This window comes from Serratia symbiotica, assembly GCF_000821185.2.
Lineage (GTDB): Bacteria > Pseudomonadota > Gammaproteobacteria > Enterobacterales > Enterobacteriaceae > Serratia > Serratia symbiotica.
The window spans coordinates 1134433-1145491 of the sequence record NZ_CP050855.1 but is presented as its reverse complement, the minus strand read 5'-3'; the positions used below and the strand labels follow the sequence as shown (position 1 = coordinate 1145491).

At 49.5% G+C, this 11059-nt stretch carries 7 protein-coding genes and 3 pseudogenes; 8 read left to right on the top strand and 2 right to left on the bottom strand.

Features of this window, described 5'->3' with window-relative positions:
* The first annotated feature begins 188 nt into the window (after positions 1-188).
* From SYMBAF_RS05910 to SYMBAF_RS05890, 5 genes and pseudogenes are all read left to right on the top strand, one after another.
* The gene (locus SYMBAF_RS05910; RefSeq protein WP_040266010.1) at positions 189-731 is read left to right on the top strand and encodes a sigma-70 family RNA polymerase sigma factor; all 543 of its coding nucleotides are present in this window, start codon (positions 189-191) and stop codon (positions 729-731) included.
* Between the two features lie 4 nt (positions 732-735).
* Positions 736-1716 carry a FecR domain-containing protein gene (locus SYMBAF_RS05905; RefSeq protein WP_040266012.1) on the top strand — a complete coding sequence of 327 codons (981 nt, stop codon included), beginning with the start codon at positions 736-738 and terminating at the stop codon, positions 1714-1716.
* A gap of 103 nt (positions 1717-1819) precedes the next feature.
* Positions 1820-4282 (top strand): TonB-dependent siderophore receptor, encoded by a 2463-nt coding sequence (locus SYMBAF_RS05900; RefSeq protein ID WP_052447827.1) that lies wholly within the window; start codon positions 1820-1822, stop codon positions 4280-4282.
* Between the two features lie 100 nt (positions 4283-4382).
* Positions 4383-6080: an ABC transporter ATP-binding protein/permease gene (locus SYMBAF_RS05895; RefSeq protein WP_082027000.1), complete on the top strand. Its 1698-nt coding sequence runs from the start codon at positions 4383-4385 to the stop codon at positions 6078-6080.
* 46 nt (positions 6081-6126) lie between these two features.
* Positions 6127-6558, top strand: a pseudogene (locus tag SYMBAF_RS05890) (NAD(P)-dependent oxidoreductase); the annotation flags it as partial.
* Positions 6559-6804: 246 nt separating this feature from the next.
* On the opposite strand, the gene SYMBAF_RS05885 reads toward SYMBAF_RS05890, so the two are convergent.
* The gene (locus tag SYMBAF_RS05885) at positions 6805-7137 is read right to left on the bottom strand and encodes a DMT family transporter (protein WP_040266014.1); all 333 of its coding nucleotides are present in this window, start codon (positions 7135-7137) and stop codon (positions 6805-6807) included.
* A 301-nt stretch (positions 7138-7438) separates the two neighbouring features.
* Between SYMBAF_RS05885 and ttcA the strand changes: the two genes are divergently transcribed.
* A complete protein-coding gene (gene ttcA, locus SYMBAF_RS05880; RefSeq protein ID WP_040266016.1) occupies positions 7439-8380 on the top strand; it encodes a tRNA 2-thiocytidine(32) synthetase TtcA in 942 nt (313 codons plus the stop codon).
* Positions 8381-8634: 254 nt separating this feature from the next.
* Positions 8635-9159, top strand: a pseudogene (locus tag SYMBAF_RS05875) (recombinase family protein); the annotation flags it as partial.
* Positions 9160-9204: 45 nt separating this feature from the next.
* Here SYMBAF_RS05875 and SYMBAF_RS05870 read toward each other — a convergent pair.
* Positions 9205-9849: a hypothetical protein gene (locus tag SYMBAF_RS05870; RefSeq protein ID WP_152609150.1), complete on the bottom strand. Its 645-nt coding sequence runs from the start codon at positions 9847-9849 to the stop codon at positions 9205-9207.
* A 297-nt stretch (positions 9850-10146) separates the two neighbouring features.
* Between SYMBAF_RS05870 and SYMBAF_RS05865 the strand changes: the two are divergent.
* Positions 10147-10807: pseudogene (locus SYMBAF_RS05865) on the top strand (IS110 family transposase); the annotation flags it as partial.
* Positions 10808-11059: the final 252 nt, after the last annotated feature.

The following is an 11059-nucleotide window of genomic DNA, read 5'->3' as shown; positions in this document are numbered from 1 at the left end:
ACGTGTGCTATATCTTGTTTCATTGCTGCTGTAGTCACCTACATAATTCATTTTTAGTCAAAATCCCATTCTCATATTTCACGAATGGCATATTAGCCCCTGATATTCATTGAAATGAATATCGTTCTCATATAAGTTTTCACCTCTAAACATTCCTTAATTTACACGCCTGTGACGGTAAGAGCGACATGTCATCTCCTAGTTTTGGTTCAACTGAAAACATGGTGCTAATCTTCTCAGAGCATCACAACTGGTTGCAAAAGTTGCTCCGACGACGCCTGGGGAATGCCACCGATGCCGCCGATCTGGCGCAGGATGTGTTCCTACGATTGCTGATAAAACCCCGCTATTTTGACAGCCTGGCTGGTGCGCGTGCCTATCTTGGCGCGATGGCACAAGGAATGTGTATTGATCTGTATCGCAGAAAAGAAATCGAACGCGTCTGGCTGGAAACGTTAACCGCTCAGCCCATGCCCGTGGCGGTCTCGGCAGAACATTGCGCGATCGTACTCGAAACCTTATTTCAGGTGGATGCCATGCTGCGGGCGCTGCCGGAGAAAGTCCGCGCAGCGTTTGTAATGTCTCAGATCCGCAGGCTGACTTACGCGGAAATCGCCACCGAACTCGCCGTCTCCGAGCGCATGGTGAAGAAATATATGGCGCGAGCCATGCTCCACTGCCTGATCCTTAAAGTTGAGCATCTCGATGCCTTTAATTCCGCCTCTGCCTGACACTATGACGAGTAAACCCGGCTTTGCCGCGCTGCAACAGGCCGCAAACTGGTACGCTAAAATTCAAGGCGTCGCGTCCCTGCAAACGTATCCCGCAGCTTTGCAACACTGGCTCGAAGAAAGTCAGGAGAACCAGCAGGCGTGGCAATACGTGCTGAACATCAGCCAGCATTTTACGCCGCTGCGGGAAAATGATGCGCGACAAACTGCGGCGCTGACGGTGTTGACCCGAACACCACACAACGCCGGACGCCGTCAGGTGCTAAAAATGGCCACGTGGATCTCCGTCGGCTCCCTACTCGGCTGGGGCTACTGGCGTCATACCCCGCTGCGCAATCAGGTGCTTGCGTGGTGCGCAGATTATCACAGCCCCCACGGCAAGATCACGCAATTCACACTGAGTGACGGTTCGCGCATTTGGCTCGACACCGACAGTGCGATGAATGTCGATGACTCCCAGACGCAACGTGCGCTGCTGCTTCTGAACGGCCGCATGATGATCGAAACCACCGCCGATCCGCAACGCTCGCTGACCGTCTCCACTTCGCAGGGCAAAATGCGTGCACTCGGCACGCGTTTCAGCGTGCAGACGCCAAATGGTGCCACGGTGTTACAGGTATATCAGGGTGCCGTGGAAGTCTCACCAACAGCCATCAGCGACAAGATGATCATCAAAGCGGGTCAGGCCATTACCTTCCGTCAGGATGCGTTTGGCACTGTCGCGCCACTGCGCCACACCGAACCGGCCTGGCCGAGCGGATTATTGCAGGCTGACAATCTTCCGCTCAGTGAATTCATCGAAAAGCTGTCCGCGTATCATAGTGGCTATCTGGGATGCGATCCTGCCGTGGCGTCGCTGACCGTCACCGGGACTTTCCCACTACATGACACCGATATGGCGCTAGAGATGCTGACCAACGTGTTGCCGGTGCAACTTAACCACCAGTTGTTATGGGGGCTGATGGTCGCGCCGCGCGATGGATAACGTGATCGCCAAAAATAAATTCGCTTCACCGTTTCCCCTTTTCGTCCCTCATCCGATTAACCCTGTGCAGCACTTCTACTTTTGGTAATTATCAGGGGAATCAATGTCACCATCACCACAAAATGGCCAACCGCACAGGTTCCAATACAAAGTGGCTACCACACTCATGCGCATGATGTTTTACGTACCGGCACTCTCCTGCACCATGGCCATCGTACCTTCTGTTCAGGCCACTGAAACGGCGGCGGGCAGGAACACTTATGCGATCCCGGTCGCGCCGCTGGCTTCTCAGCTTAATCAGTTTTCCGCGCAGTCTGGCATTTATCTAGCGAGCGATGCACAACTAACCGAAGGAAAATCCGGTCCGGCGCTCAATGGCATTTACACCCTTGCCGAAGGGTTTTCCCGCCTTCTGACCGCGCAGGGTTTACAGGCAGAACGTCAACCTAATGGCAGCTACACCCTAAAAAAGATCCCCGAAGGGGATGAACTGGTGGTGGTCGGCGACATTAATCATGGCTCGATGACCGAAGATACCGACTCTTACACTACCCACAGCATGTCGGCGGCGAGCCGTCTGAATCTCTCTGCTCGCGAAACGCCACAGTCGGTCAGTGTGGTAACCCGCCAGCGCATCAACGATCAGAGTATGACTTCGCTGGACGACGCAATGCGTCAGGTCACCGGTGTGAACGTGATCAACGAGAATTCGTATCAAACCCGTTACCTGTCGCGTGGCTTCACCATGGACAATCTTCAGGAAGACGGGATAAGCTCCTCGTTTCAGAACAGCGTTGCCGGAATGGGGTCTGCCGAAGCCTCCACCGAGTCGCCGGATCTGGCGATTTACGATCATCTGGAAGTGCTGCGCGGCGCATCTGGCCTGACACAGGGTAGCGGCGAGCCGGGAGGTACGGTCAATATGGTGCGCAAGCGCTCTACTTACGATTTTCGATCTTCAATTAGCGCCAGCGCCGGGAGTTGGGATAACTATCGTAGCGAAGTGGATGTCTCCGGGCCACTGAATGACGAGCCTCCCCTGCGTGGCCGCATCATCGGCGTGCTGCAAAAGAAAGATAGTTTTACCGATTACATCAACTGCGATCGTCAGGTGCTGTTCGGAACGCTGGCCTACGATTTCACGCCGCAGACCACACTGACTAGCGGCGTTATGTGGCAAAAAACCGACACGGTAGCCAATCTTTACGGCGTGCCAATGTCAACCAACTACGCCAGCCTGGAACTGCCACGTTCGACTTTTCTGGGTGCCAGTTGGAATAACATTACCTTCGATAAAACCAACGCCTTCGCCGAGTTCGAGCATTATTTCGATAACGAATGGGTCGCCAAAAGCTCGATAAACTACACCTCCGCCAGCGCGCGGGGAAAATTCATCGGTGTTTACGGCAACGGCACACAGGGCGTGGATGATTCGGGCGATGCGAGACTCAACAACTACTTGCAACGGCACAACCGCAGCAGCCAATACGGCGTCAATCTTAACCTGAGCGGGCCATTTGCGTTTTTGAACCGTGATCACGAATTAGTGCTCGGCGGCGATTATCAAAAAGAGAATTTCAGCAATTTATTCGGCGTACTGAGCAACACCAGCAAGGTCAATATCTACAGTTGGGATCGAGAAAGCCTGCCCGAACCCGACGGGGATTACACCCGCCGTTATCAGTACGCTGTGTATCAGCGCGGCCTGTACACCACAACTCGCCTGAGTTTGGCAAACGACTGGAAGCTGATCCTCGGCAGCCGTTACAGCAGCTTTACCTACGATTCTTATTTCACCAACCTGACCACCGGCGCGATGACGAGACACAGAAATTACAAGGTGAGAGGCAAAACTATCCCATACAGCGGGCTGCTGTGGGATTTCGCGAAAGATTACACCTGGTATCTGAGCTACGCCGAAATCTATAAACCGCAAAGCACGAAGGACGCCAGCGGCAACTTCCTGCCATCGGTCACCGGCAGCAATTACGAGACCGGCGTAAAAGGGGAATTCTTTGACGGTGCGCTGAACATCTCCGTCGCCCTGTTCCGCATCATTCAGGAAAATAACGCCATGAGCAGCGTCGGTTGCGATGACTGCTACGTCGCCGACGGCAAAGTGCAAAGTCAAGGTGTCGAGATGGAAGTTTCCGGCCAGCTGGCGGAAGGCTGGCAGGTTTACGCCGGGTATACGCTCAATAACAGCAAATACCTCGAAGCGGCCAATACGCAAAAAGGCACCAACTACAGCAAACACACTCCGCAGCACCTTTTTCGCTTGTACAACAGCTACCGCTTGCCAGGGCAATGGGATAAATGGTCGGTCGGGGCAGGTCTGACAGCGCAAACAGATACCACCACCAACTACAACGTTTCGCAGGGTGGATACGCGTTGTTCAATGCCAATATCGGTTATCGGTACAACAAACAGATAAGCCTCAGTCTAAACGGTAACAACCTGACGGATAAGGAATATTATCTCGGCGTTTCCAACCGTCATCGTGGCGGCAATAACTTCTACGGCGATCCGCGTAACTTCATGCTTAACGTGAAATGGAATTATTAAGCTGATCAGGCTTTTAATCTGATCGATAGCCATCCGTGAGGGTGGCTATCACACTTTTCTTCAACATGCCCTGTACAATACTCTTTATGCGACATTCTCTATGCAAAGTCTAAAACAGTTTTACCAGTTGATTGCGCCCTATTGGTTGCGTCCCCGTGAATGGTTTTCGTGGCTTTTACTGCTGACGCTAACTGGCCTCACTTTAGGCGTGGTATGGATAAGCGTTCAGTACAACAACTGGAGCCGCGAATTTTATGACGCCCTGACCGACTACTTTCAGCATACGTCTGTCACCAGGCTGGCGTTCTCTTACGCCGGATACACCGCGCTGTTTGTGTTATTCGTCATCAGCACAAACTGGCTGAAAAAATTACTGATCATCCGTTGGCGGCAGAAGATGGCCCTGAGATTTCACGCCTCGTGGCTCCGGCGGCACAATCACTACCGTCTGAGTTTCAACGCTGAGCCGGATAACCCCGATCAACGTATCGCCGAAGATATCCAATTGCTGATTGAACAAAGCCTCAAACTGTTTTTATCGCTGTTAAAAAATACTACCGGGCTTTTCTCATTCATTTTCATTCTGTGGCAGTTATCGGGTACGCTTAGTCTTACCATCGCCGGGCATGCCTTTCCAGTGCATGGCTATTTAGTTTGGGTGGCGCTGGGGTATGCCACTGTCAATAGCGTGCTCGCCCACCGGATCGGCCGCCCTTTGCACCAGCTCAATATGGATAAGCAGAAAGCCGAAGCCGACTACCGAGCCGGTATGCTACGCATACGTGATAATACCGAGCAGATCGCGTTTTATGGTGGCGAGCGCACCGAGTTGCGCCGCATGCATCATCATTTTTCGGCGATTGCACGCAACTGGCAGCAGTTGATGTCCCGCGAGTTCCGCTTGGATACCTTCACTACATCATACTTCCGTCTTAGTCTGATGATCCCGATTTTTGCTGTGTTGCCACTTTATATCGCGAAAAAAATATCGCTCGGCGGTGTGATGCAGGCGCGCGCAGCTTTCGGTTACGTACTTGATGCCTTCGGCTGGTTCATCGATTCCTATCGGCAGATAGTCGCATGGTCTGCAACAGTAGAGAGGCTATGGAAATTTGAGCAAAGTTTGATAGAACTACCTGTGAAAGTGAAATATTCTCGCCTTCCTAATAAATTGCAATGCCATAATCTAGTTGCCCACCATTCTCATGGCACCCCCCTTTTTAAACCTATCAATCTCCGTTTGCATGACGGTGATTCTATCGCAATAACCGGCGCTAGCGGCTGTGGTAAAACAACTTTGTTAAGAACTCTGTCCGGGCTGTGGCCCTATAGCAGTGGAACCTGGAACTTACCCGACGGAAAAAGCCTATTTGTGCCACAAAAACCTTATTTACCCTATGATTTCCTCACCCAAGTTTTGATATATCCAGGGTTAAGCGATGTAAGAGATGAGCAGATCAAAACGTGTATGGCGCAGGTTGGACTGCATCATTTGTGCCCACAACTGGGTGAAAGAAAGCTCTGGAGTAAAGTGCTTTCCGGTGGAGAGCAGCAGCGTCTTTCGTTTGCAAGAATACTACTGAACCAACCGAAACTTATATGTCTTGATGAATCAACGAGTCACTTAGAGGATACAACTGCTTTAAAGCTAATTGGACTTGTTAGAAGTGCACTGCCTAAGAGCATAATCATCGTGGTAAGCCATCAAACGTCCATTATAGAATCATTCACCATGCAGTATAATATTGAATTACATCGGTTGGATTGTTCACAAAACGGGGTAGAGAGACCACAATGAAATTGGCGATACATAGCACTAAACACTATGACCGCAAATACCTGGCTATGTCGATTTGAAAACGCTGTACGCCCAGTCTGACGTGATCACCCTGCACTGCCCGATGGTGCCAGAAAACCACCACCTGTTGGATACCGCTGGCTTCGCGATGATGAAAAACGGCGTGATGGTGATCAACACCAGCCGTAGCGTACTGATCGACCCTGTTGCCGCCATCGATGCACTCAAACAGCAGAAAATTGGCGCGCTGGGCATGGACGTCTATGAGAATGAACGCGACTTGTTCTTCGAAGATAAGTCTAACGACGTTATTTAAGATGGTATATTCCGCCGCCTATCAGCCTGCCATAACGTGCTGTTTACCGGCCACCAGGCTTTCTTGACCGAAGAAACGCTCACCAGCATCTCGCAGACCACATTGCAAAACGTCAACCAATTGGATCGTGGCGAACGCTGCCTTAACCAGTTGAACACCTGATAGCGCCAAGGGCGTATTGACTACGCCCTGCCCGCCAGGCCGCAACACAGCTCATCCTGCGCTGGCACAAGTTCCCTGGCTGAGCATCCACGTTCCACATCGTTTGCCACCTAACATTTGCATGCTTACAATTTCAATTTGTTTGGTGTACTAGAAGGATTTGTTACAAATCGTGGCTATAGCTGCGCATTATGTCGTACATTATTTATAACGGCGTGACATCAGGTCTCGCCGATCTTTTCACCCTTAGTGTACCGATGCCTTCGACAATAAATTAATCACCAGTACCCCGGCGATAATTAATCCCATACCGATCATCGCTGGCCAGTCCAATTTTTGCTGATAAACAAACACAGCGGCGATCGAAACTAGCACAATGCCCATACCTGACCAGATTGCATAAACAATGCCCAGCGGCATACTCTTGACCACCATCGACAACCCCCAAAAAGACACGCCGTAACCAACGACCACCAGCAGCGACGGCCACAGGCGAGTAAAGCCTTCAGAGGCTTTCAACATGGTAGTGGCGATCACTTCTGCGACTATTGCCATCATCAAATACATCAATGTGTTCATGGTTTCTCTTTGGTCAGTTCATCTTTTTATCAGTATGACGTGTGGGAAATTAATTGTCGCTAAATAATGGTGACCATGCCCTATTTTAGCACCACCTTGTAGGCGGCTCCCTTCGCTGTACAAGCTCGGCTGATCCAGCAGCGTTGGTAGGCAATCATGCGAGCATCGGCTGTGCAACCCACTCTCGCTTATGCTGCATGGAAGTACGATGATGAATAATGATCAAATCAGCCTGTTGAATGTTAAACTCGCTATCTAAAGCACTAAGCCCCATCCCGATTAAAGGACGAGCAAGATTTAAATGTCAGAAAAGCCAACTATTAACCCAAAAGAACACTACAACCTGAACAAACTGCAAAAACGCCTACGCCGCAACGTGGGCGAAGCAATTGCTGATTTCAACATGATTGAGGAAGGCGATCGCATTATGGTTTGCCTGTCTGGCGGCAAAGACAGCTACACCCTGCTGGAGATCCTGCGTAACCTACAGCGGAACGCACCGGTGAACTTCTCCTTGGTGGCGGTAAACCTCGACCAGAAACAACCGGGCTTCCCAGCGCATATTCTGCCCGCTTACCTGAAACACCTAGGAGTTGAGTACCAGATCGTTGAGGAAAACACCTACAGTATCGTCAAGGACAAGATCCCAGCGGGTAAAACCACTTGTTCCCTGTGCTCACGTCTGCGCCGTGGCATCCTCTACCGTACTGCCACTGAACTGGGTGCCAGCAAGATTGCCTTAGGCCACCACCGCGACGATATTCTGCAAACGTTATTGCTTAATATGTTCTACGGCGGAAAGCTGAAAGGCATGCCGCCCAAATTGATGAGCGACGATGGCAAGCATGTCGTGATCCGCCCGCTGGCTTACTGCCGCGAGAAAGATATTGAGCGCTTCGCGATCGCTAAAGCCTTCCCCATCATTCCATGCAACCTCTGTGGATCGCAGCCTAACTTGCAACGCCAGGTGATTGGCGACATGCTACGCGACTGGGATAAGCGTCATCCTGGACGACTGGAAACCATGTTCAGCGCGGTGCAAAATGTAGTTCCTTCGCACCTTAGCGACATAAATTTATTTGATTTTAAAGGGATCCATCATGGCAGTGGCGTGGTGGATGGCGGTGATTTGGCGTTTGATCGCCCAGATATCCCGATGCAGCCGGTTGGTTGGCAACCAAAAGATACGGACGATATCGTGGCACCTGGAGTAGAACGTTTAAACGTGCTTGAAATCAAGTAAGGGTTGCCATAACGCATTCCAGAGCGCAGTTTGAGAAATGACTGACAAAAAAATGCCGATGATTAATCACCAGCGGCTACGTTTCAGATACCAGACTGCACTAAGCGCCACGTTACCCTACTGTTGGGCTGTGCGCTGGGAAGAGCCTTGCAGGTGAAACTCCCGTCCCAGAAGGTGCCGAACACCAGGCCTGAAAGTGACCTTCTGGAAGTCGAAGTCAGTCATAGTAGCGATGAAACGAGTAATGCCCTTAGCGGGAGAATATCAGCGGTACAAAACTCGACCGACCGGATCTGAGACGTTTACTGATGGACAGTCACCACAATGATATTTTGCTGGTCGAGCAGATAGACCGCCTGACCCGACTAAGTAACAGCGACTGGATGACACTAAAGAAACAGATCGAACAACATGAACTGCGAGTTATCAGTCTGGATGTCCCCACCTCGTGGCTGGCTCTGTCAGAGAAAGTCCCTTCGCCAACTGACCCTATAACCTGCGCAGTGATAACCGCCATCAATAGCATGCTTATCGACTTGATGGCCGCGATGTCTCATAAGGACTGGCTGAGCCGCCGACAGCGGCAAAAACAGGGAATTGAACGGGCGCCCTCGCTGGGTAAATACCGGGATAAACAGGCCGATCATGAACGGCATCAGAAAGTCCTGTACTAACGGCAGGTTATGAAACTGAGTATCCGGGAAACGGCTGAGGCCACCGGGTACAGCTGTTCTCAGATACGCCGCATACAGACCTTGTACAAACAAAAAGTCATCGACAAAACACATAGCTTATTTTTCCACAATGCTCTCAGATCAGACGTTTTAGTTTTTGGGGGCATGCGGGATAAATTTGTGAATACTTGCCTTCGTAAGTTTTAGATCCTCAGGTTGGTCTTTCTCTACATCACCTATGACTGATTTGATGATGCTGGTTTCCTTATTGAAATGATTCTTTAAGTTACCACTAGTTGAAATGGCATTTCCATCGCCATATCCTATAACTTCTCTTCTCAATTCATCTGAAAATGCCTGATATACACCATTACTAACACCAAAACAAGACATGACGTGTAATGGACCTTTGTTCTTTTCACTTATATCAACATTATGTACCTTTTTGATATGACTTATAAAATCTTTAACTGTAAATTCTTTCCTGTTGTTAACAAAATGAGAATATAATGCGACTCGTCCATTTTTAGTTCCGTGTATTAAAATTGCCTCTTCGCCAGAATTTCTAAAATTACTTATATATCCCATGATTGCGTTAACGCTACCAATGGTTTCTTTACTGAATGCCTGATATTTTTCATATCCTTTCCCAAGGCCTTTTGGATGTAGATTGATTGACGAATTACAAACAATTTTTATTTTTCGGTGAAAAAAAACGTTCGAGATTGTTTTCTTTTTAGGGGTGATTGCAACTTCTATGTTTTTTGTTACGTTTTCATTTATTTTATTTATCATATTCGGTTACCATAAGGCTTTCTCTTATTGTATATTGAATTTTACTTTTGTCTTTTATAAAGCGATTCTATCGTCCACATGGGATACAAAATATATCAACCATTATGGTGAGCGGGATCGTAAAGGCATCATAATCTATGGTTTTCGAAACGAGATTCTCAGTATGTGGCAATACACGTTTTTCAACCTAAAATGGTCAAATATTAGCCTTAACGAATGGAAGGGACTTCCCCTGGATATGCGCCTGATTAACTCTTGTGCAATCATGGGGTAAACATAGCCCCAGAGGGATTCGTTATGACCATTACCACTGTCGGTATCGATCTTGCTAAAAATGTGTTCGCTGTCCACTGCGTTGACCAGAATGGAAAAACTGTTCTGGTAAAACCCAGGGTATCGCGTGCAGCACTTCCTGAACTGATTGCTGGTTTGCCACCCTATGTTATCGGGATGGAAGCATGCTCCGGGGCGCATTACTGGGCAAGACTGTTTCGGCAGTATGGCCATTAACCCCGTCTGATGGCTGCAAAGCAACATATAACCGATTAAGAGGCTTGATATCTGAATTCGGCGTCATTGCCCCACAAAGTACAGATGCCCTACGCCACATGGTTGCTGAACAGAAGAATTCTTTGCCACTTCAGGTTCAGCAATGTGTTGATGATTTGCTGGAACACATTGATCGCATTGATGATAGCATTACTGAATATGACCGAATTCTGTCCCGTATGGCAAAATCCGATCACCGCAGCCAGCCACTGATGGAACTGAAAGGGATTGGTCCCACAACGGCCTGTGCGCTGGTCGCCAGTATCGGTATGCGCATGATTTTAAAAATGGGCGTCAACTGGCCGCCTGGCTGGGGCTTACACCATCGCAGTACAGTAGTGGCCGAAAATCAAAGCTTGGCGGGATAACGAAAGCGGGCGATTCATATCTGCGAACGCTTCTGGTTCAGTGGCCATTGCCGCCAAAAATGCGAGGCTTAGACCCCGTGAGGTATATCTGAATATTGTACAGGATATACGTATCCGTTTAACGAACAAAAGCCTCACGCGCGTCTTTCATCAGGGCCAGAATCGATAACGATTCATCATGGCCGTTTATAGTACCGCAGTCTCTCCCCTTTATTTTTACTGAAGTGCAGACAAGAAACCGTAAACACCGGCGTTGACATGCCGGGAAAGCCCTTATAGTACAATAATTTTCG

What these genes read in the sequence shown, in the direction of transcription:
- SYMBAF_RS05910 (WP_040266010.1), top strand. Translation starts at nt 189, where the DNA reads ATGTCATCTCCTAGTTTTGGTTCAACTGAAAACATGGTGCTAATCTTC.
- SYMBAF_RS05905 (WP_040266012.1), top strand. Translation starts at nt 736, where the DNA reads ATGACGAGTAAACCCGGCTTTGCCGCGCTGCAACAGGCCGCAAACTGG.
- SYMBAF_RS05900 (WP_052447827.1), top strand. Translation starts at nt 1,820, where the DNA reads ATGTCACCATCACCACAAAATGGCCAACCGCACAGGTTCCAATACAAA.
- SYMBAF_RS05895 (WP_082027000.1), top strand. Translation starts at nt 4,383, where the DNA reads ATGCAAAGTCTAAAACAGTTTTACCAGTTGATTGCGCCCTATTGGTTG.
- SYMBAF_RS05885 (WP_040266014.1), bottom strand. Translation starts at nt 7,137, where the DNA reads ATGAACACATTGATGTATTTGATGATGGCAATAGTCGCAGAAGTGATC.
- ttcA (WP_040266016.1), top strand. Translation starts at nt 7,439, where the DNA reads ATGTCAGAAAAGCCAACTATTAACCCAAAAGAACACTACAACCTGAAC.
- SYMBAF_RS05870 (WP_152609150.1), bottom strand. Translation starts at nt 9,849, where the DNA reads ATGATAAATAAAATAAATGAAAACGTAACAAAAAACATAGAAGTTGCA.